At 59.3% G+C, this 21,996-nt stretch carries 20 protein-coding genes and 1 tRNA gene; 5 read left to right on the plus strand and 16 right to left on the minus strand.

The genetic code is table 11. The features are described from left to right. Positions 1-2: 2 nt before the first annotated feature. Complete coding sequence (priA, locus tag I6L35_RS05200) at positions 3-2,210, minus strand: primosomal protein N' (protein ID WP_216979713.1); 2,208 nt, start codon at positions 2,208-2,210, stop codon at positions 3-5. A 147-nt stretch (positions 2,211-2,357) separates the two neighbouring features. On the opposite strand from priA, the gene rpmE reads away from it, so the two are divergent. Further along, a complete protein-coding gene (gene rpmE / locus I6L35_RS05205) occupies positions 2,358-2,573 on the plus strand; it encodes a 50S ribosomal protein L31 (protein ID WP_005340673.1) in 216 nt (71 codons plus the stop codon). 100 nt (positions 2,574-2,673) lie between these two features. On the opposite strand, the gene I6L35_RS05210 is transcribed toward rpmE, so the two are convergent. Both I6L35_RS05210 and I6L35_RS05215 read right to left on the minus strand, forming a co-directional pair. Beyond that, entirely contained in the window at positions 2,674-3,324 is a 651-nt protein-coding gene (locus I6L35_RS05210) for a chromophore lyase CpcT/CpeT (protein ID WP_005340675.1), read from the minus strand. Between the two features lie 122 nt (positions 3,325-3,446). Beyond that, positions 3,447-5,300 carry a methyl-accepting chemotaxis protein gene (locus I6L35_RS05215; protein WP_216979714.1) on the minus strand — a complete coding sequence of 618 codons (1,854 nt, stop codon included), beginning with the start codon at positions 5,298-5,300 and terminating at the stop codon, positions 3,447-3,449. 146 nt (positions 5,301-5,446) lie between these two features. Between I6L35_RS05215 and rraA the strand changes: the two genes are divergently transcribed. Then, the gene (rraA, locus tag I6L35_RS05220; RefSeq protein ID WP_005340678.1) at positions 5,447-5,932 is read left to right on the plus strand and encodes a ribonuclease E activity regulator RraA; all 486 of its coding nucleotides are present in this window, start codon (positions 5,447-5,449) and stop codon (positions 5,930-5,932) included. Positions 5,933-6,201: 269 nt separating this feature from the next. Here the strand turns inward: rraA and I6L35_RS05225 are convergent, their stop codons facing one another. The 3 genes from I6L35_RS05225 to I6L35_RS05235 all read right to left on the minus strand — a co-directional run bounded on the left by I6L35_RS05225 (position 6,202) and on the right by I6L35_RS05235 (position 8,761). After that, entirely contained in the window at positions 6,202-6,876 is a 675-nt protein-coding gene (locus I6L35_RS05225) for a 7-cyano-7-deazaguanine/7-aminomethyl-7-deazaguanine transporter (RefSeq protein WP_216979715.1), read from the minus strand. 159 nt (positions 6,877-7,035) lie between these two features. Continuing rightward, positions 7,036-7,323 (minus strand): DUF3630 family protein, encoded by a 288-nt coding sequence (locus I6L35_RS05230; protein WP_216979716.1) that lies wholly within the window; start codon positions 7,321-7,323, stop codon positions 7,036-7,038. Between the two features lie 10 nt (positions 7,324-7,333). Continuing rightward, entirely contained in the window at positions 7,334-8,761 is a 1,428-nt protein-coding gene (locus tag I6L35_RS05235; protein ID WP_216979717.1) for a YdiU family protein, read from the minus strand. Positions 8,762-8,866: 105 nt separating this feature from the next. Between I6L35_RS05235 and I6L35_RS05240 the strand changes: the two genes are divergently transcribed. Further along, a complete protein-coding gene (locus I6L35_RS05240) occupies positions 8,867-9,169 on the plus strand; it encodes a cytochrome c (RefSeq protein WP_005340687.1) in 303 nt (100 codons plus the stop codon). Between the two features lie 67 nt (positions 9,170-9,236). On the opposite strand, the gene recQ is transcribed toward I6L35_RS05240, so the two are convergent. Continuing rightward, complete coding sequence (gene recQ / locus I6L35_RS05245; RefSeq protein ID WP_042081697.1) at positions 9,237-11,072, minus strand: ATP-dependent DNA helicase RecQ; 1,836 nt, start codon at positions 11,070-11,072, stop codon at positions 9,237-9,239. 133 nt (positions 11,073-11,205) lie between these two features. Here recQ and I6L35_RS05250 point away from each other — a divergent pair, with 133 nt between their 5' ends. Continuing rightward, a complete protein-coding gene (locus tag I6L35_RS05250) occupies positions 11,206-11,670 on the plus strand; it encodes a thioesterase family protein (RefSeq protein ID WP_042054246.1) in 465 nt (154 codons plus the stop codon). Between the two features lie 124 nt (positions 11,671-11,794). Continuing rightward, a complete protein-coding gene (locus tag I6L35_RS05255) occupies positions 11,795-12,322 on the plus strand; it encodes a hypothetical protein (protein WP_005356927.1) in 528 nt (175 codons plus the stop codon). Between the two features lie 259 nt (positions 12,323-12,581). Here I6L35_RS05255 and I6L35_RS05260 read toward each other — a convergent pair. From I6L35_RS05260 to I6L35_RS05300, 9 genes are all read right to left on the minus strand, one after another. After that, a tRNA-Pro gene (locus tag I6L35_RS05260) sits at positions 12,582-12,658 on the minus strand. A 155-nt stretch (positions 12,659-12,813) separates the two neighbouring features. Beyond that, positions 12,814-13,518 (minus strand): MOSC domain-containing protein, encoded by a 705-nt coding sequence (locus I6L35_RS05265; RefSeq protein ID WP_216979718.1) that lies wholly within the window; start codon positions 13,516-13,518, stop codon positions 12,814-12,816. 49 nt (positions 13,519-13,567) lie between these two features. Then, positions 13,568-14,410, minus strand: a complete 843-nt coding sequence (locus I6L35_RS05270) for an ABC transporter permease subunit (RefSeq protein ID WP_058059408.1) — start codon at positions 14,408-14,410, stop codon at positions 13,568-13,570. Then, positions 14,410-15,315, minus strand: coding sequence for an ABC transporter permease subunit (locus I6L35_RS05275; protein WP_216952653.1), 906 nt, complete (start codon positions 15,313-15,315; stop codon positions 14,410-14,412). The genes I6L35_RS05270 and I6L35_RS05275 overlap by 1 nt, the downstream gene beginning before the upstream one ends. Continuing rightward, entirely contained in the window at positions 15,312-16,466 is a 1,155-nt protein-coding gene (potA, locus tag I6L35_RS05280; RefSeq protein WP_216952652.1) for a polyamine ABC transporter ATP-binding protein, read from the minus strand. Before potA ends, I6L35_RS05275 begins: the two co-directional genes overlap by 4 nt. 78 nt (positions 16,467-16,544) lie before the next feature. Next, positions 16,545-17,630: a polyamine ABC transporter substrate-binding protein gene (locus I6L35_RS05285; protein WP_201937656.1), complete on the minus strand. Its 1,086-nt coding sequence runs from the start codon at positions 17,628-17,630 to the stop codon at positions 16,545-16,547. 114 nt (positions 17,631-17,744) lie between these two features. Further along, complete coding sequence (locus I6L35_RS05290; RefSeq protein WP_201937706.1) at positions 17,745-18,842, minus strand: extracellular solute-binding protein; 1,098 nt, start codon at positions 18,840-18,842, stop codon at positions 17,745-17,747. Between the two features lie 54 nt (positions 18,843-18,896). Further along, positions 18,897-20,258: an aspartate aminotransferase family protein gene (locus tag I6L35_RS05295; protein WP_216979719.1), complete on the minus strand. Its 1,362-nt coding sequence runs from the start codon at positions 20,256-20,258 to the stop codon at positions 18,897-18,899. A 294-nt stretch (positions 20,259-20,552) separates the two neighbouring features. After that, a complete protein-coding gene (locus I6L35_RS05300) occupies positions 20,553-21,884 on the minus strand; it encodes a glutamine synthetase family protein (RefSeq protein ID WP_005342613.1) in 1,332 nt (443 codons plus the stop codon). Positions 21,885-21,996 lie beyond the last annotated feature (112 nt).

Raw genomic sequence — 21,996 nt, forward strand, 5'->3', positions numbered from 1 at the left:
CATCAACTGAGCTCGGTGGGATCGATATCCAGACTCCAGCGCACCTTTTTGGTCTCGGACCAGCCTTCCAGCTCCTTAACCGCCCAATCCAGCAGCTGGGCCAGCGGGGCCCGGTTCGGCCCCTGCACCAGCAACTGCATGCGGAACTTGCCCGCCTTGCGCTCCATAAAACCGCTGATGGGTCCCAGCACCTGAACGTGGGGATAGCGGGCGCTGCGCAGGGTATCGGCGAGGCGGGCGAGGAACAGCTGCACCTCGTCACGGCCGTTGGCCTCGGCGCGGAACAGCCCCTGATAGCTGAACGGCGGCAGCCCCAGCAGGCGGCGCTCTTTCAAGGCCGTATCGGCGAAGTGGCCGTAACCGTTCTGGGTCAGATCCTGCAGCAGGGCATGTTCCGGATGGTGGCTCTGCAGCACTACCAACCCGGGTTTGCTGGCGCGCCCGGCACGACCCGCCACCTGGGTGTAGAGCTGGGCCAGCTTCTCGGCGGCGCGAAAATCGGCGCTGAACAGGGCGCCATCCACATCCAGCAGCCCCACCAAGGTCACATCCGGGAAGTGGTGGCCCTTGGCCAGCATCTGGGTGCCAATCAGGATCTTGTACTTGCCCGCCTTGATGTCGCCGAGATGGGCCTCCAACTCCCCCTTGCGGCGGGTGTTGTCCCGATCGATGCGTACTACGGGATATTGCGGGAAAACCTTAGTGAGCAACTGCTCCAACTGCTCGGTGCCCACCCCGGAGCCGATGAGCTCGTTGCTGCCACACTCGGGGCAGTGGTGGGGCAGCGGGCGCACGCTGTCACAGTGGTGGCAGTGCAGCCGTCGTCCAGCCTGATGCCAGGTGTACCAGGCATCACAGCGCTCGCAGGCGGCGCTCCAGCCACACTGGTGGCAGATAAGAGCCGGGGCATAGCCACGGCGGTTGAGAAACAGCATCACCTGATTGCCCGCCGCCAGATGCTCCGCCATCAGCTGCTCCAACTGGGGGGAGAGCCCGGCCTGCAACCGCACGTTCTTGATATCCAGGATCACCTGACGGGCGGTCTGGGCATTGCCGGCACGGCGAGTCAGTGTAAGGTGGTGATACTTGCCGGTGCGGGCGTTGTGCAATGTCTCCAGGGACGGGGTGGCCGAGCCAAGCAAGATCGGAATACCGGCACGATGGGCCCGCATCACCGCCAGATCCCGCGCGTGGTAGCGAAAACCGTCCTGCTGCTTGAAGGAGCCGTCGTGCTCCTCGTCGATGATAATGATGCCGAGGTTGTGAAACGGGGTGAACACCGCGGAGCGGGTGCCGATCAGGATGGCGGCACCGCCGTCACGGCAGGCGAGCCAGGCGTCGAGCCGCTCCCTGTCGTTCATGGCCGAGTTCATCGCTACCACAGGCACGTTGAAGCGGCGCCGGAAGCGGTTGATGGTCTGCGGGGTGAGACCGATCTCCGGCACCATCACCAGCGCCTGCTTGCCCGCCTTGAGCAAGGGCTCGAGGATGCTTAAATACACCTCGGTTTTGCCGGAGCCTGTGATGCCATCCAGCAGAAAGGCACCAAACTTGTCGCTCTGGCTGGTGACGGCGGAGACGGCCAATGCCTGTTCGCCATTGAGGCGCAGCCCCTCCCCCGGCTCGAAACGGGCAGCCCAATCGCCATCGTGGCTCGGCTCCAGCGAGCGCTTCTCCAGCAACCCCTTCTTCTCCAGCGCAGTGAGGGCTGCGCTCTGGATCTCCTCCTGCTTGAGGGCGGAGGGGGTCTGCGGCCCCTTGCGCAGCAGGGCGAGCGCCTGCTGCTGCTTGGCCGCCCGCTTGAGTTCGTTGAGATCGATGGCCATACCGGCCTCGGTGGCGAACCAGAACTCCAGCTCGCGATAGGCGGCAGGCTCCCCCCTGCGCACCAGCACCGGCAGGGCGTGAGGCAACACCTCACCCAGCGGATACTGGTAGTAGCTGGCGCTCCAGTTCATCAGCGCCAGAATATCCGGCCCCAGCACCGGCGTCGCATCGAGTACGCGCTTGATGGGCTTGAGCTTGTTGCGAGGCACCTGGCTGTCAGCCGGATGATCCACCACCAGCCCGACCAGGGTCTGGGGACCGAAAGGGATCTCGACCCGGCAACCGGGGGCAGGTAACGGCAGGGGAGAGAGATAGTCGAAGTGACGGCGTAACGGTACCGGGACAGCGACACGAACCAGATCCAGCGTTTGGGAAGAATTCACCAGGGGTTGCCTATTTTTTCTGCGAAGCCACTTGCCTGATCTCAGGCATTTCCTATATTATTCGCAGCCTTTGAAACTGTGTTCAACAATCGTGTGGTGTCCGACAAGAGATCGGATGGCGACACGGCCTATTAATTGAGGTTGTCCATGAAAGCTGGTATCCATCCTGACTACGTAGCCATCACCGCCAAGTGCTCTTGCGGTAACGTCATCAACACTTTCTCTACCATCGGTAAAGATCTGAACCTGGACGTGTGCTCCGAGTGCCACCCGTTCTACACCGGCAAGCAGAAAGAAGTTTCTAGCGGCGGCCGCGTAGACAAGTTCAACAAGCGTTTCGGTGCGATGACCACCAAGAAGTAATTTTACTTCTGAAGAATTCTGAAAAAGGCGCCCATCGGGCGCCTTTTTTACGATCCCTATTTTTCATCCTTCATGTTCCCGCAGCCAGACGCACTCTCCCCTACTGGCCAAATCCTTTGGAACGCCGCAAATAGACATACCCCTCACCAGGGCTGCCCCAGCGCGGGCTCCCTGCGTTGTCATAGGCGCGATCCAGCAATCTGACGCTATCGGGGCCAATCCAGATATGCTGCACCAACGTCGTGGCACCTCCAAAATCGGTGGAGCAATGGCCCACCCGGGTATGACCGGCATATTCGCCGGAGGGAGTGCGTGTCAGCCAGATCTCGCAACCGTGGCGCAAGGAGAGCTGCTGCGGGGTCAGACTGTCGAGCAGGGCGGGATCATGCCAGGCACCGGCAAAATCGGTGGCACGGGGCATGGTCAGCTCTGCCATCAGGATCCGCCCGTCAGGGGCGGGGGAGAAGCGATAGATGCGCTGGCGGAAGGGACGGACGGAGCGCAGACTCAGGTACTGCTCGGCATAGACCCAGCGATAGCCCTGATAGCCGGGCCAGATCTCCATCAGGCGCAGCTCGGCACTGGTAAAGCGGCTGTCGTAACTGGCCTGCTCCCGGCTCGTAAAGGCCCCGTTGAACCAGCTGAGTAGCGGCTCCATACCGGGCTTGAGTGGGGTAGCCTGAGGCGCCGAACCTGCCAACACCAGACAGGAACAGAGCAGCCCGAAGACGGCCACCAACAACTTTGCCATCGAATCCTTCCGAATCATCATAGTGGCGGCGATTATATGAGCGAATTTCCCCAATAACAGCCATTACGATCAAATCATTACCACTCTGGTGCAAAAACCTCACAAGGATGCCAGTCCGCTCACTAAACCCGATATTTTGCCACCGCCTTGTTGAGCAGCTGGGCCTGCTCGTTGAGACCCTCGCTGGATCTCGCATTTTCCTCCGCCATGATGCTCGACTCCTGGGCGATGTCGCGGATGTTGTTGACGTTGCGGTTCACCTCGTTGGCCACCAGACTCTGCTGTTCGATGGCGGCGGCAATCTGGGTGCTCATGTCCATGATGTTGGTAACATCCTGAGTGATCTGCCCCAGCAACTCCCCTGCTGTACTGGCCTGATCCGAGCTGCGGTTGCCCTGCTCGCGGCAGGTTGCCATCACCTCGACGATGCTGCCGGTCTGTTTCTGCAGCGAGCTGATGATGCCGGCGATCTCCTGGGTCGATTTCTGGGTACGGATGGCCAGATTGCGCACCTCATCGGCCACCACCGCAAAACCACGTCCCTGATCCCCTGCCCGAGCTGCTTCGATGGCTGCGTTGAGGGCCAGCAGGTTGGTCTGCTCGGCAATACCACGGATCACGTCAAGCACGGAGCCGATGGTCTCGCTCTCTTTTTGCAGCTGGCTCACCTCGCGGGATGAGCTCTCCAGATTGCCCGCCAGCGAGCGGATCTGCTCGACAGTATTCTCGACCGCAGTCCGCCCCTCCATCGCCTTGTTGTTAGTCGCCTGCGCATTGTTGGCCGCCTGCTCGGTGTTGCGGGCGATCTCTTCGATGGTGGAGCCCATCTCGGTGGACGCGGTCGCCACCATGTCGGTCTCCTGCAGCTGGCGCGCCGCCCCTTCACTGGTGCGTTTGACGTTGGCCGAGAGGTGATCAGCCGCTTCGGTCAGGGTGTGCACGCTCTGCTTCACATCGCCGATCAGGTCGCGAAACCCGCCCAGCATCACATCGAGATTGCCTGCCAGTTGGGCCATTTCATCTGCCCCGCGCAGATCTATCTTCAGGCGCAGGTCATTATCCTGACGAATGCGGTTGACGGTATCATTCACCTGAGTAATGGGACGGTCGATGCTGCGCCCCAGCAGCACGCTCATGATGCCGATCAGCACCACAATCACCCCGCCACAGACCAGCATCAGGCTGTTGAGGCGAGCGCTCTGCCGCTCCAGCTCAGCGACAATGTGCTGATCGACGGCGGCAAACCCCTGTTCGGTCTGATGCACCAGATCCCGCATCTGGTTGCGCAGCCCCTCATCCTCTTTCAGCCCCAGTATCTGCATCCCCTGCACCAGCGCCACAAAGTCCTGCCGGTACTGCTTGCTGGCCTGCTCCAGCTTGCCGCGACCCGCCTCCGGCAAAGTGGCAAGGCTATCCTGAAAACTCTTGTGCAAGGTTTCGAAACGCTCCAGATACTGGATATCGGAGCGCAGCATGAAGTCTTTCTCCGCCCGTCTCAGCTGCAACATGGTGATAAGCAGCCCCTGCTGATCCAGCTGCTTGAGCCCATTCTCCACCTCATGCACCGCCGCCCTCAGCTTGCCATAGAGCCCCTCCTCAGGCCCCAGACCAATCTTCTGCTGCTGGACCACCAGATCGTTGAAGGCTTTGCCATAACCGCTGATCTGCTGATCCAGTCTGGTCAGCTCCCCCTCGACGGCCGCCAGATTGTCATCAGTCACCAGCTCCCGGTTGTGCTGGTGAAAATCTGACAGCCCCTGATTGAAGCGCTCGACGAAGGTCATATCCTTACGGATCAGAAAATCCTTCTCGGCCCGCCGCAAGTTGAGCATGGCGATCTCCAGCTGGTCGATATTGCGCTGGGCTTCGGTCAGATGACGGTGCACCTGGCTGGAGTAGATAAACAGGCCGCTCAGTACCAGCATGGCAACGGCAACCAGCACGGTATTCAGGATCAACTTATGACGGATAAGCACGATGGACCTCTCGCAAACTGGCAGTGAACTGCATTGAGCTTATGCAGAAAAGCGGCGACAGGTGATCTGTGCAAGGAATATTCATTGAAATGCCACACCCACTCCTTATACTGGTTGCACCTGTTTCCAGCCGTGGATTTGACACTATGGAATACAATACTTCTGAACTGTGCGACATCTATCAGGACATGGTGGATGTGCTTGAACCCATGCTCTGCTCCTTCGGCGGCCGCGCCTCTTTCGGCGGCGTCATCACCACCGTCAAATGCTTCGAATCGAATGGCCTGATCCGTGAACTCGTCAAAGAGAACGGACTGGGACGCGTCTTGCTGATCGATGGCGGTGGCTCCATGCGCCGTGCCCTGATTGACAGCGACATCGCCACCACGGCGGCCGAGAATGATTGGGAAGGGATTGTCTGCTACGGCTGCGTCCGCGAAGTCGATATTCTGGAAGATCTGGATATCGGCATTCAGGCACTGGCAGCCATTCCGGTCGGTGCCGACAGCAAGGATGTAGGGGAGACCGATCTGCCGGTCAACTTCGGTGGCGTGACCTTCCTGCCTGACGACCACCTCTACGCCGATACCACAGGGGTGATCCTCTCCCCCGAGGCACTCGATATCGAGTAAGCCACAAACAGCGTGACGACGGGAGCCTTGGCTCCCGTTTTTTATGCCTGCAACTTGCTGAAAAATGACAAAAAAGAGGGCCAGATAAACTGGCCCTTAACTGGAAGCAATGTGAGCAATGTCGTGCCTTCACAAGAAGTCCATCACGTTGGAACGAATGAAGTCTTTCCCGGAAAACAAGTTAACAATAATCATTCTCATTTAACTAGGCAAGCGCTATTTGCAGAAAGTGCAAAAAAATTGACCACCGCGAAGGGTGGTCAATCTGGTCAGGCTTGCCGGGTGGCCGTTTGCAGACTGGATAATCCGGCCTCACCCACCAGCTTGCGGCTGAGGTAGCGCAACAAGACACCGTAGAGCGGCACGAACAAACCAAGGCTTATCAGCAACTTGAATACGTAATCGACGGTTGCGATCTCGACCCAGTGCTCTGCCATGAAAGGATCTGTGGTGCGCCAGAAGGCCACACTGAAGAAAGCGATGGTATCAACCAGATTACCGAACAGGGTGGAGGCCGCAGGTGCAATCCACCACTGCTTGAGCAGACGCAGGCGGTTGAACACCATCACATCCATGAACTGACCCACCAGATAGGCCATAAAGCTGGCCAGCGCGATACGCGCTACGAACAGGTTGAACTCGGCCAGATGACCAACGCCCTGGAAACTCCCTTCGAAGAAGAGCACAGAGAGCGCATAGGAGACTGCCAGCGCAGGCAGCATCACGGTCTGGATAATCTTGCGTGCCAGACCGGCACCGAAGATCCGCACCGTCAGATCAGTGGCCAAGAAGATAAACGGGAAGCTGAACGCACCCCAGGTGGTATGGAAGCCAAACACGGTGATCGGCAGCTGCACCAGATAGTTGCTGCTGGCAATGATCAGAATGTGGAACAACGACAGGCGAACGAGCGCCGTTTGGTACTGCGCAGGGGTCAGATTCATCTTGTGACCTTTTTGGTTAATGGGGTTAGGGAACCCATATCGCCACCATTGGCGATAATCGAGGGGCGAGATTATACGCCCCCAAACCGATAGTTCAATCTTTATGCGATTACGCTTGTCCAGGTTGGCCAGCGGCAGAGCTGGCCTTGTGGGCGATAGTCACGCCTTGTGCAGTCTGGCGAGCCAGAGCAGTACCTCCCGATCCGCCGGGCGCACCGTCTCCAGCCAGCAGCCGCTGTAGTGTTCATACTCCAGCCGAAACTGGCTCCCTTCAAACTCCAGCAACCAGCTATGGCGATCGGCCCCCGCATCCTGCTCGAGCGGCTGCAGCTCCCACTCTCGCAGCAAGACCTGCGCCAACAGCGGAAACGAGTCCCACTCGAGCGCCGGACAATCCAGCGTCACTACGCCAACTTCGCTATCTACCTGTTTGATTTGCCAACTCATGCCCAATCTCTCAGCTGCTGCAGGAGAGCTCACCACCGCAATACCATGCCGGAGTCGGGGTGGCGAGATCCTCATATTCGGGTTGTTCATCATAGGGGCGTTGCAGGGCGGCGAACAGCCGCTCGAACGGCCGCATATCCCCTGTGTCGGCGGCGTCGATCACCTGCTGGGCCAGCGCATTGCGCAGCACATACTTGGGATTGATGGCATCCATCTGCGCCTTGCGCACGGCATCCTCGCTTCCTTCGCGCATTAGCCGCGCCCGATAGCGCTCCAGCCACTCCTGCCAAACACCAGGTTCAGACAACAGGGCCAGCAGAGACGCAGGCCACGCCCCCTCTTGCGTTACCTCACTGAGACGACGAAGGAACAGGTGGTAATCCACCTTGTGGGCCGCCAGCAACCGGAACAACTCGCGGAACAGCGCCGGGTCATACTCCTCCCACACCGCCAGCCCGAGTTTGGCCCGCATCAGCTCGGAGTAGTGCAGCATCAGCTGCTGCTCGTACTGGGCCAACGCAGCAGCCAGCGCATCACCGTCTACATGGCCAGCCAGCGCCTGTGCCAGCTTTTGCAAATTCCAGTAACCGACCGCGGGCTGCTGATCCAGCGCGTAGCGGCCCGCAGGGTCCGAGTGGTTGCAGACAAAATCGGGCACGTAAGCATCGATAAAGCCGTATGGCCCGTAATCCAGCGTCAAGCCGAGCAGCGACATGTTGTCGGTATTCATTACCCCGTGACAGAAGCCCGCCGCCTGCCATTTGGCAATCAGCCGCGCGGTGCGGCGCACCACTTCGGCAAACAGTTCGGCACCACTCTCCTGTTCGGGGAAGTGGTGGCGCAGCAGATAGTCGATGAGTGGCGGGATCTTCTCCCCCTGCCCGCTCCAGGCGAAATACTCGATATGACCGAAGCGCAGATGGCTGGGGGCGGTGCGCAGCACGGTCGCCCCGGTCTCCACTAGCTCGCGGTAAACGGGCTCCTGACTCCCCACCAATACCAGCGCCCGGGTGGTCGGGATGCCGAGGGCATGGAGCGCCTCGGAGGCGAGATACTCGCGGATGCTGGAGCGCAGCACGGCGCGGCCGTCGCCAAAGCGGGAAAACGGCGTCTTTCCTGCCCCCTTCAGGTGCAGATCCCAGCGCTGACCATCCGGCGCCAGCTGCTCACCCAGCAACAACGCGCGACCATCCCCAAGCCGCGGGCTATAACCCCCGAACTGATGGCCGGCATAGACCTGCGCTACCGGCTGCATACCGGGCAGTACTTTTCCCTCGCCACAACAGGCGATCCAGTCAGCCTCGCTGACGCCTCCCAATCCCAGCTCATCCAGCAAAGCCCGGTTGAGATGAAGCAACCGGGGCTGCTGCAGCGGCTGGGGGGCCACGGGTTCACAGGCCCAGGGCAACTCGGTCGCAAAAGTGTTGATCAACTTCATGGTTGTACCATTCGTCCCTGCGTATGCTCGTGTCACTCTTTATACTGCCGTCAGCCATGCTTGCGCTAACTGGCAACCATCATTTTTCAATTCAAGGAGAAGAAGATGCAAAAATGGGTATATGCCCTGCCCTTGCTGGCACTGGCGTGGGGTCATCAGGCCAAGGCTGCCGATATTGAAGCCGGCAAGGCCAAGGCGGCGGTCTGTGCGGCCTGCCACGGGGTGGAAGGCAAGGCGATGATCCCCAACTATCCCCATCTGGCGGGTCAGAATGCAGCCTATCTGGTGAAACAGTTGAAAGCGTTCAAGGATGGCACTCGCAAAGAGCCCTTGATGGACCCCTTCATGGCGCCCCTGACCGATGCGGATATCGACAATCTGGCCGCCTTCTACGCCAGCCTGAAATAACCTCGCGTCTGACCCCAGGTTCTTCCGAGCCGCGCTTACCGTGGTCGATTAGGCTGCCTAATCGACCCTAACGACGGCAGTAGTCGATGATCAGATCCATAAAGGCTTCGCCAAAGCGCTCTAGCTTGCGGTGCCCGACACCGTTGATAGCCAGCATCTCGTCTTCGGTCATCGGCATCAGCTGAGCCATCTCCACCAGGGTCGCATCGTTGAACACCACGTAAGGCGGCACCTCTTCGTCCTCGGCAATCTGCTTGCGCAGGCCGCGCAACTCCTTGAACAGCCGTTTGTCGTAGTTGGCGTTGTCGAGCAGGCCATTGCGCTTCTCCTTGCGGCTGGAGATGGGCTGCAAGCGGGGCACCGCCAGTTCCAGCTTCACCTCGCCACGCAGCACGGGGCGGGCCGCCTCGGTCAACTGCAACACCAGATTGCGGGTGATGTTCTGGGTCAGCAGCCCCTTGTGGATCAGTTGGCGGATCACACTCATCCAGTATTCGTGGCTCTGATCCTTGCCGATGCCGTAGGTCGAGAGCTTGTCGTGGCCGTGATCCTTGATACGCTGGTTGAGGGAACCGCGCAGCACCTCCACTACATAACCCACCCCGAAATTCTGCCCCACCCGCCAGACGCAGGAGAGCGCCTTCTGGGCATCTTCGGTGCCGTCATAACTTTTGGGCGGATCGAGGCAGATATCGCAGTTGCCGCACGGCTTGTCGTTGTACTCGCCGAAGTAGTTGAGCAGCACCTGACGGCGGCAGGTTTGCGCCTCGGCAAACGCCGCCATCACGTTGAGCTTGTACTGCTCCACCTGCAGCTGCTGGGGATTCTCGATGTTGTCGAGCAGGCGGCGCACTCGGCCGATATCGGCGGGATCGTAGAGCAGCAACGCCTCGGCGGGAGTGCCATCGCGCCCGGCACGGCCGGTTTCCTGATAGTAGGATTCAATGTTCTTCGGAATGTCGTAGTGCACCACGAAGCGTACGTTGGGCTTGTCGATACCCATACCGAACGCCACCGTCGCCACCACTATCTCGATGTCATCCTTGAGGAAGGCATCCTGCGTCTGCTGGCGCTGCTCGAGCGGCAGTCCCGCATGATAGGGCGCGGCCTTGCAGCCGTGGCGGGATAGCCGCTCGGCCACCTCCTCCACCCGGTTGCGGCTGGAGCAGTAGACGATGCCGCAGTTGCCCTTCTGGCTCTGCACGTAACGCAGCAGCTGCTCAGCGGCCTTGAACTTCTCCACCAGGCTGTAGCGGATATTGGGGCGATCGAAGCTGGCGGTGTGGATAAAGGGATCGTTGAGCTCCAACCGGTGGAGCATGTCGCTGCGGGTCGCCTCGTCGGCAGTGGCGGTCAGCGCTACCACCGGCACCTGCGGGAACCACTGTTTTAGCCGCCCCAGCGCCGCATACTCAGGCCGGAAATCGTGGCCCCACTGGGAGACGCAGTGCGCCTCGTCGATGGCGAACAGCCCGAGCGGCAGCTCGGCCAGCCGATCCATAAACTCGTGCTGCAGCAAGCGCTCGGGGGAGACATAGACCAGCTTGATCTCGCCGCGGCGCATGGCGGCAAAGTTCTGGATCATCTCCTCCCGACTGAGGGCCGAGTTGATGTAGACCGCCGCTACGCCGTTGGCGCGCAGGCTGTCGACCTGATCCTTCATCAGCGAAATAAGAGGAGAGACCACCACACCGAGCCCGGGCCGCAGCAGTGCCGGGATCTGGTAGCAGAGCGACTTGCCGCCGCCAGTGGGCTTGAGCACCAGCGCATCGCGCCCCGCGACGATCTGCTCGATGATTTCGAGCTGACCCGGCCGAAACTGCTGATAGCCGAAGACCGCCTGCAGCAGGGCAAGCGGACTCTCTGGCTGAGGATCTGGCAGGGTTTCGGCAATCGCGGTCATGGGCTCTCCTTTGGGGTCGCCATTCTAAAGCAGCCGCCGCCCACAATAAACCTGCCATTGCGACTGTTAAGGAACTGTTGCAGACTGGCTGGAGTTTTTACTCGGCTTTGATGACAAGGATTGGGATCAGAGAATGAAACAGATGCTCAAGAAGATGGCGCTCAGTGGCATTGCCAACCTGTTTGCCGAGAAGATGCCGTTCAACAAGCTGATCGGCATGCAGGTGACCCACTACGACTTCGACAAGGTGGAACTGCGCATCAAGATGGACGACAAGCTGATCGGCAACCCTTTCCACAACATCCTGCACGGCGGCGTCACCGCCACGCTGCTGGATGTGGCAGGCGGTATGATAGTCGCCGCCTCCTGCATCGACGAGCTGGAGGAGTTCTCCCCCAGCTATCTCAAGGAGCGCTTCGCCCGCCTAGGCACTATCGATCTGCGGGTGGATTACCTGCGCCCGGGACGCGGCAACGAGTTTATCGCCACCGCCCACATCATCCGGGCTGGCAGCAAGGTGGCCGTCGCCCGGATGGAGCTGCACAACGAAGAGGGCACCCACATCGCCTTCGGCACTGGTACCTATCTGGTGGGTTGAACCAAGTTAGTGCATAAAAACCACGCGGCTAATCTACTTTTAATCATTAGATTCCTTACCCCCTCTGGCCGAACAAGGTCCATACTGATAGTCGGGATTGTGTGCAGAGGGAGGATTGCAGGCGATGAGTGCGAAACTGGCCATCAAACCATCCAGAGCCTTGTTGACACAGCTCGAGTCCATGCTCGACGAGGTGCAGACACCCGAGTGTCGCCACTGGTTGGAACAGGAGCTTGAGGGGTATTCTCTCTCCTCACCCCTGCCTTGGTATCGCATCGTTCCCTGTCGGCAACGCGGTCACTTTCTGGATCTGAAAACGGGAAAATATTTGACCTGTCATATCAACAGTCAAACGCTATGCCAACGCGATCTGGCCCAAATTCAGTTCATTTATGCCCGTGAACCCGCCGCCCACTATTTGCTGCAACGCAATTCCGGTATTGAACCCTGGCCAGAACAGCTGCTGGAAGATTATCAGGAGCAGTTGATCCCCGGCCATCTATGCCTGCAAGCCTGGCATGAGCCCGTTATTTCATTACGTGCACAACTGATGGAGGGAATAGAACATTTCATTAGTGAGTACCCCAAGCACGCGGCCTTGCTGCCTCAACACAGTTTCAAGGCTTTGCGGCATCAGCACTGGCATATCTGAGTAAGCGCCTGGCGCGCAAGGAGGGCACCATAGACAAGACCCATAGCGAGATTGCCACAATCTAGAGTGCCGGAGTCAGGATCAGACTCCACCGATGGGCCACCGAGCGGTGGCCCTTTTAATGTCTGTGGGCTTGCTTCGACCCTGCATACATCAAGTCAGATCACTTGGCCAGGTAACAGGTCAGCAGCTAATGAAAAACCGAGTAACTGGAAGGAAAATGCAAAAAGGCCGCTCTATTGAGCGGCCTTTTCAAATTTGGTCGGTGTGAGAGGATTCGAACCTCCGACCCCTTCGTCCCGAACGAAGTGCGCTACCAAGCTGCGCTACACACCGATGTCTGCGGGACGGGAATTTACCGAAAGCCCAGACCTGACACAAGCCTTTTTTGCATTTTGCAGGAAAAAAAGTGCTGTTCGCTCAACTATTCAGCACTCTTTTCATCCGTTTACCGGGCTGCAGCCAGCTGGTGACATTCCGGTAACCGACTGTCAGGCCAGGCGCAGGGATGCCGGTCCCAGCAGACGGCGCTGCCAGTCAGCCACAGTGCCATGCTCCAGCCAGTCGGCTGCATGCTGGCGCCAGTTGGGGGAAAGGGCCGGATTCTCCAGCAACATCAGCAGATCCGCTTCATTGCGCACCTGATTGAATAGGATATCCGCCGTGCGCTTCACCGTCAGTTCGGGATAGGGTCTGTCTACCAGCTCCATGGCCGACTCCGGCGACACCCTCCCCTCCTCCAGCACCCGCAGCAGCCAGCCACAACGGCCATTCAGTTGCATCACCTGCGACATCTGGCCATAGCCAAAGCGCTGGTTGAGCTTGAAACAGGGGGATCTCGGCTGGCTGATCTGGATCAGCGCCTCGCCGAGTCGATAGACATCGCCAATGCAGGCTTGCACCTCGGTCAGCCCGAGACCGGAGAGGTTCTCGCCAAAGGCGGCAGGTTGCCAGGCTGTACGTGGCGCAGGCAAGCCCAGCGCGGTTTGCCAGGTCTGCCACCAGAGATAGTGATCGGCCGGATAGTAGTGGAGCGCCCGATCCGGGCCACCGTGGTGGCGCGTGTCACACTGCTCATCCCCTTCCAGACCGGCAAAGGTACAGCGAACTGGTGCAGAGATCGGTTGCTTGTGAATGGCGCTGGTGAGGCCGGGCACCAGCTCGGTGCCACGACCACTGAAAAAGGAGATCCGCATACTCATCCTCCGGATTGACGAGAGTAGGCGGATCTTATCATCTGACGAGTCAGGCGACTGCCTGCATCTGGTTGCTCATGGCGATCTCGGCGCGACGGCGCTTCTCCGCCTTGGCCATCAGATACCAGCTGCCGAAGGTAAAGAGCGATACCGACAGCAGGATCAGGCTGGCTACCGCGTTGATCTCGGGTTTCACCCCGAGCCGTACCGCCGAGAAGACCTCCATCGGCAAGGTAGTGGAGCCCGGGCCGGAGACGAAGCTCGCCAGCACCAGATCATCCAGCGACAGGGCGAACGACATCATGCCGCCTGCTGCCAGCGAGGGGGCGATCATCGGGATGGTGATCAGGAAGAACACCTTCCACGGCTTGGCGCCAAGATCCATGGCCGCCTCCTCTATGGAGAGATCCAGCTCCCGCAACCGCGCCGACACAACGATGGCTACGTAGGCGGTACAGAAGGTAGTGTGCGCGATCCAGATGGTCAACATGCCCCGCTCGGCGGGCCATCCCACCAGCTGGGCCATCGCCACGAACAGCAGCAGCAGCGACAGACCGGTGATCACCTCGGGCATCACCAGCGGTGCCGTCACCATGCCACCGAACAGGGTGCGACCACGGAAGTGGGGAATTCGGGTCAGCACGAATGCCGCCACCGTCCCCAGCGCCACCGCGGCGATCGCGGTGTAAAAAGCGATCTCCAGCGAGCGGAACACGGATCCAATCAGCTGCTTGTTGTCGAGCAGGCCGAAGTACCACTTGAGTGACCATCCGCCCCACACCGTCACCAGCTTGGAGGCGTTGAAGGAGTAGATCACCATGATGATCATGGGCAGGTAGATAAACAGCAGCCCAAGCCAGAGCATCAGCTTGGCAAAACCGAAACGTCTCATCATGCCTTGCCCTCCAGCTCTTTGGCCTGGTTACGGTTGAAGAGGATGATCGGAATGATCAGCACCGCCAGCATCACCACCGCCAGTGCAGAGGCGACCGGCCAGTCGCGGTTGTTGAAGAACTCCTGCCATAGCACCTTACCGATCATCAGGGTCTCCGGGCCACCCAGCATTTCCGGAATAACGAACTCCCCCACCACCGGAATAAACACCAGCATGCAGCCGGCGATAATGCCGTTTTTGGAGAGCGGCACAGTGATCTGCCAGAAACGGGTCAGGTTGCGGGCCCCTAGGTCGGAGGCCGCCTCCAGCAGGCTCTGATCGTGTTTGACCAGATTGGCGTAAAGCGGCAGCACCATGAAGGGCAGATAGGAGTAAACGATGCCGATATAGACCGCTAGGTTGGTATTGAGGATCTGCAGCGGTTCGTCAATCAGCCCGATCCCCAGCAAGACGCTGTTGAGCAGGCCGTTGTTACTGAGGATCCCCATCCACGCATAGACCCGGATCAGAATGGCGGTCCAGGTCGGCATCATGATCAGCAACAGCAGAACGGTCTGGGTCTCCTTGTTGGCCCGAGCGATGGAGTAGGCCATCGGATAGCCAATCAACAGGCAGAGCAGGGTGCTGACGAAGGCCATCTTGAGGGAGCCCAGATAGGCTGCGATATAGAGCTCATCCTCCTGCAGCAGCAGGTAGTTCCCCATATTGAGCAGGATGGTGAGCTGATTGTCGGCCCAGCTCACCACGTCGGTGTAGGGCGGGATCGCCACATCCGCTTCCGCAAAACTGATTTTTACCACTATGACAAAGGGCAGCAGGAAGAAGAGGAACAGCCAGAAGAAGGGGATGCCGATCACCAGCCGGCGCCCTCCGCCCCGCTTCAGTCGTTGCAAGATCTTCATGATTGCAGCACCACGCCGCTGTCATCTTCCCAGTAGAGGAACACCTGGTCATCCCAGGTTGGCCGCTTGCCGTGGCGTTCGGCATTGGCGATGAAAGCCTGAACGATTTTGCCCGAGGGCAGCTGGATGTGGTACACCGAGTGTCCGCCCAGATAAGCGATGTCATAGACCTCGCCCTTGGTCCAGTTGAAGTCCGGATGCTCGATTTCGGCCGGCTTTTGCAGGCTCATCAGCAGCTTCTCCGGCCGCAGGGCGTAGGTCACCTTCTTGTTCTCGGCACGGGAGCTGATCCCGTGGCCCACATAGATGGGCTGCTCCAGATCGGCACAGGCGATGATGGCGTGGTCCTGCTCATCCTCCACCAGCAGGCCGTCGAACAGGTTGACGTTGCCGATGAACTCGCACACCAGCCGACTGGCCGGGGTTTCGTAGATATCCATCGGGCTACCGATCTGCTCGATACAACCGTGATGCATGATGGCGATCCGCTCCGCCATGGTCATGGCCTCTTCTTGATCGTGGGTCACCATGACACAGGTAACCCCGACCCGCTCGATGATCTCCACCAGCTCCAGCTGCATCTTGGAGCGCAGCTTCTTGTCGAGCGCCCCCATCGGCTCATCAAGCAGCAGCAACTTGGGACGTTTCGCCAGCGAACGGGCCAGCGCTACCCGCTGGCGCTGGCCACCGGAGAGCTGGTGAGGCTTGCGACGGGCATACTGGGTCATCTGTACCAGCTTGAGCATCTCTTCGACACGGGCGTCGATCTCGGCCTTGGGCAGGCCATCCTGCTTGAGACCGAAAGCAATATTCTGTGCCACCGTCATATGGGGAAACAGGGCGTAGGACTGGAACATCATGTTGATGGGGCGTTCATAGGGGGGCATATCGGTGATATCCACCCCGTCGAGGAACAGACGCCCTTCGGTCGGGCGCTCGAACCCTGCCAGCATCCGCAGCAAGGTCGATTTACCGGAACCGGATCCTCCCAGCAGGGCGAAGATCTCCCCCTTGTGAATATTCAGGGAAACATTATCGACCGCCAGGGTTTCATCGAACTGCTTGCTAACCCTGTCTATTTTTACCAGCACTTCTTTGCGTTGCTGGCTGCCCTCAAGGGCTTTCTTGTAGGCACTGGAGGCTATCGCCATTACCAAACTCCCTAACGTGATACTGGCCTCACGGCCAATCCATAAAAGCGATTTGGCGCCCCAGAGCGGGCACCAAGGTCAGGTACCGGACTTGATCTTGCTCCAACTCCGGGTGATTTGACGCTGTACCGCGCGGGAATGTGCCTCCTGCACATAGAGCCGCTCCAGCACAGCCTGAGGCGGATAAACCCCCTCATCATTGCGCACCGTCTCATCCATGAACTCGCCAGCCTTGGCATTGGGATTCGCATAGCCCACATAATTGCTGACCTTGGCGATCACCTCGGGCTGCAGAACATAGTTGATGAGAGCATGTGCCTCTTTGACATTGGTGGCATCAGACGGGATCGCCATCATGTCAAACCAGAGATTGCCCCCCTCTTTAGGAATGCTGTAGGCAATCTTCACCCCCTTGCCGGCCTCGTCGGCACGGGCTGCCGCCTGCAAGATGTCGCCGGAAAAGCCCGCTGCCACACAGATATCGCCGTTGGCGAGATCACCTATGTATTTGGAGGAGTGGAAGTAGGCCACATAGGGGCGCACCTTGAGCAACTGCGCCTCGGCGCGCTTGATATCGGCCGCGTCCTGGCTGTTGGGGTTCAGTCCAAGGTAGTTGAGGGCAGCCGGGATCATCTCGTCTGCCGAGTCGAGGAAGGCGACGCCGCAACGGGAGAGCTTCTCCATGTTTTCCGGCTCGAAGATGGCCGCCCAGGAGTCGATCTTGTCGACCCCCAGCACCGCCTTGATTTTGTCGACGTTGTAGCCGATGCCGTTGGTTCCCCACAGATAGGGCACCGCGTACTGATGGCCCGGATCCACCTTCTCGAGCTGCTTGAGCAGCACGGGATCCAGGTTGGCCAGATTGGGCAGCAAGCTCTTGTCCAGCTTCTGGAAAGCCCCCGCCTTGATCTGCTTGGAGAGGAAATTATTTGAGGGCACCACCAGATCGTAACCGGTCCGTCCGGTCAGCAACTTGCCTTCCAGGGTTTCGTTGGAGTCAAATACGTCATAGACGGTCTTGATCCCGGTCTCCTGCTGGAAATCGCTGAGGGTGGTCTCGCCGATATAGTCAGACCAGTTGTAGAAATGGAGCACAGGGGCTGCCTGGACTGCATTCGCCAATCCCATGGTCAGCGCTATGGTTAGCAATCTGGTTGTATTCACGGTGTCAGTTCTCCTGTTCAGTGGTTGACCGTCTGCGCATCCATTCGCGCGGCCCATCCGGATGGATGGCATCACTACCCTCCCGGCCGAACTGCGGACCGGGAGGGGTATTCGTTACTTACCGGACTTGATCTTGGTCCAGCTGCGGGTCATCAGACGCTGCACCTTGGCCGGCAGATCCGGGAAGGTGTAGATCTTCTGCAAGGTTGCAGAGTCCGGATAAACCCCCGGATCGGTACGGATCGCCTCGTCAACCAGCGGGGTCGCAGCCTTGTTGCCGTTAGGCGCCTGCACCTGATTGGTGATGTTGGCGATCACGTCGGGCTTCATCAGATAGTTGATGAAGGTGTGGGCCGCCTCGACGTTCTTGGCATCCGCCGGGATGGCGATCATGTCAAAGAAGCTGCCTGCCCCCTCTTTCGGAATGGTGTAGGTAAGTGCCACGCCATTTTTGGCTTCCGCCGCCCGCGCCTTGGACTGCTGCAAATCCATGGAGTAACCGACAGCAACACACAAGTTGCCGTTGGCCAGATCCGAGATGTACTTGGAGGAGTGGAAATAGGCGGTATAGGGACGAATGGAGAGGAACAGCTCCTCGGCCTTCTTCAGCTCGTCCGGCTTCTGGCTATCCGGTTTGAAGCCCAGATATTGCAGGGCGGCCGGTAACATTTCGGTCGGCGAGTCGAGGAAGGAGACGCCGCACTCCTTCAGCTTGGCCATGTTCTCCGGCTTGAACACCAGATCCCAGGAGTTGAGCGGCGCATCGGCCCCCAGTACGGCCTTCACCTTCTCGGCATTGTAGGCATAACCGATGGTGCCCCACAGATAGGGGATGGAGTACTGGTTGCCCGGATCGCTCGGGTCGAGCGCCTTGAGCAGGTCGGTATCCATATTTTGCCAGTTGGAGAGCTTGGACTTGTCCAGCTTCTGGAACACGCCAGCCCTGATCTGTTTGGCCAGGAAGGGGTTGGACGGCACCACGATGTCGTAGCCGGATTTACCAGCCAGCAACTTGGCTTCCAGTACCTCGTTGCTGTCAAACACGTCATAAACCACCTTGATGCCCGTCTCCTTCTGGAAGTTTTCCAGGGTATCCGGGGCGATATAGTCGCTCCAGTTGTAGACGTGCAACACCTTCTCTTCAGCCATTGCTCCGGCACTTGCCATGACCAGAGCCACAGAGGCAGCGATCACTCCCGTTTTGAAAGACATCATCCTTGTCTCCTAAGCAAATTGTATGCGCATGCCAACCTGCCCGGCCGCACCTCAACCCTTCAGCTTGGCGGCTGTCAGATCCAGACTGAGCCTGGCTAGCTTGACCAATTCATCAACCTGTTCCTCGGTGATCACCAAGGGGGGCGATATGATCATGGTATCGCCTACCGCCCTCATCACCAAGCCATTGTTAAAACAGAATTCCCGGCAAGTCATCCCGGCATTGGCATGGGCCGGGAAACGCCGGTTGGTCTGCTTGTCCTGGACGATTTCCAGGGCTGCGACCAGCCCGCGGCCACGGGTTTCACCCACCAGCGGGTGGTCAGCCAGCTCTGCCCAGCGGCGCTGCAAATAGGGGCCGATGGTATCATGCACTCGCTTAACTATGCTCTCCTTTTGCATAAGCTGGATATTGGCCACCGCCACCGCGCAAGAGACCGGATGGCCCGAGTAGGTGAAGCCGTGGTTGAACTCGCCCCCCTCTTCCACCAGCCCCTTGGCAACCCGGTCACTCACCATCACAGCGCCGAGCGGCAGATAACCGGAGGTAATCCCCTTGGCCAGACACATCAGATCCGGCTTGATGCCAAACCCTTCGCTGGCAAACCAGTGGCCGGTACGGCCAAAGCCGCAGATCACCTCGTCGGCTATCAGCAAAATGCCGTAGTGATCGCAGATGCGCTGGATCTCCGGCCAGTAGCTGTCAGGCGGAATGATGACACCGCCCGCCCCCTGGATCGGCTCGCCGATAAAGGCGGCCACCTTCTCCACCCCCAGCTCCAGAATCTTCTGCTCCAGCTGACGGGCCCGCTCCAGCCCGAACTCGTGGGCACTCATCCCCTGCCCCTCACCGAAGTGATAAGGCTGGTCGATGTGCACTATGCCGGGAATGGGCAGACCACCCTGGGCATGCATCCCTTTCATGCCACCCAGACTCGCCCCCGCCACGGTGGAGCCGTGATAGGCGTTGTGGCGGCTGATGATCACCTGTTTTTCCGGTTGCCCCTTGCTGGCCCAGTAGTGGCGCACCATCCGCAGCACGGTGTCGTTGCACTCGGAGCCGGAGCCGGTAAAGAAGACATGGTTGAGATGGGATGGCGTCACTTCGGCCAGCAAGGTGGCCAGCTCGATCACCGGCGGGTGCGCGGTCTGGAAGAAGAGGTTGTAGTAGGGCAACTGCTGCATCTGACGGGTGGCAGCATCCACCAGCTCCTGCCGACCATAGCCCATATTGACGCACCAAAGCCCCGCCATGCCGTCCAGAATGCGCTTGCCTTCGGAGTCTTCCAGATAGACGCCACTGGCTTTGGTGATGATACGGCTGCCCTTCTTGTTCAGAGCCTGAAAGTCGGTAAAGGGGTGCAGGTGGTGGCTGGCATCCTGCTGCTGCCACTCACGGGTAGTCTGTTGCATTGTTAGCTCCTCGGTTCCTTCGATTTAGCTGGTTCTGTTCGTCAATCATCAGGAGGGCTGCCACTCCCGCAATCACTGCCACTTTCGCGTGGACTGCGGCACGGCCTGCTCCTCACATCCTTCAATTCGAGCCAAAAACTGTTATCAACCATGCAACCAGAGCGGTGGCGAGCCAACTTCCGCTCACAACCATCCGCAGGCGGAGGCACTCCTCCATCCCGTATTACCGGTTACAGGCAGGGGAGGCAGCCTGCCTCCCCGATTCGGACGATGCGTGGCCGGCACGCATCCGGGTCAGACGTTCAGCAGCAGGAACTCTCGCTCCCAGCGGCTGATCACCCCGAAGTAGGTCTCGTACTCTTTGCGTTTGACCGCGACAAAGGCGCGTGTGAAACGCTCCCCCAACATCTCCTTGATCGGCTCGCACTGTTCGAGATGGCTGAGCGCCTCCTCCAGCGAGCGGGGCAGACTGTAGGGCAGGTCGTAGGCGCTGGATTTCATCTCCTGCATGGGCTCCAGCTTCTCCATCATGCCGAGATAGCCGCACGCCAGGGTGGCGGCCAGCGCCAGATAGGGGTTGGCATCGGCACCGGCGAAGCGGTTCTCCACCCGGCGGGCACTGGGGTCGGAGAAGGGTACCCGCAGACCACAGGTGCGGTTCTCGACACCCCACTGGACGTTGCGTGGCGCGCTCTCACCGAAGGTGAGGCGGCGGTAGGAGTTGACGTTGGGAGCCAGCAGGGCTGTCACCGCCGGGGTGTACTTCTGCAGACCTGCGATGAAATGCATGAAGAGTTCGGAGTTGCCGCCATCCGGGGTACCGAACAGATTTCGACCGTTCATATCCTCCAGACTCTGGTGGATGTGCATGGCGGAGCCCGGCTCGTTGCTCATCGGCTTGGCCATAAAGGTGGCGTAGATGCCGTGGCGATGGGCCGCCTCACGCATGGTGCGCTTGAAAAGGAACACCTGATCCGCCAGATCGATGGCATCCCCGTGCAGGAAGTTGATCTCCATCTGGGCAGCACCGGACTCGTGGATCAGGGTATCCACCTCCAGCTCCTGCGCTTCGCAGTAGTCATACATGTCTTCGAAGATGGGATCGAACTCGTTGACCGCATCGATACTGAAGGACTGGCGAGCGGTCTCCGGACGGCCGTTGCGCCCTACCGGCGGCATCAGTGGATAGTCGGGGTCTTCGTTGCGGGTGACCAGATAGAACTCCAGCTCGGGCGCCACCACCGGCTTCCAGCCCTGAGCCTCGTAAAATGACAGAACCCGACGCAGTACGGAGCGAGGTGCAATGTCGATCAGCTTGCCGTTGACGTCGTAACAGTCATGGATAACCTGAGCGGTAGGTTCCAGCGCCCAAGGGACGAAACGGATGGTGTTGGGGTCAGGATAGAGCTGCATGTCCCGCTCCAGCGGATCGATCATGCTGTCGTCATCCGGATATTCGCCGGTCACTGTCTGGGTGAAGATCACCTCGGGCAGACGCATGCCCCCTTCTCGCAAAAACTTGTTGGCTGGGATGATCTTGCCCCGGGCGTTGCCGGTGAAATCAGGGAAGAGACACTCCACTTCCGTGATGCGATTGCTCTCCATCCAGCCCTTGATACTGTCCATGTTAAACCCCGACTCTACGGTTGCCATTGGCAAGGGTGTCTAATATATGGAACACCCTTGTTATCAAATTGTAATCAACACCACCATAAAAGCCCGCTATCAGGGGTAATGT

Source organism: Aeromonas sp. FDAARGOS 1405, from assembly GCF_019048265.1.
Lineage (GTDB): Bacteria > Pseudomonadota > Gammaproteobacteria > Enterobacterales > Aeromonadaceae > Aeromonas > Aeromonas veronii_A.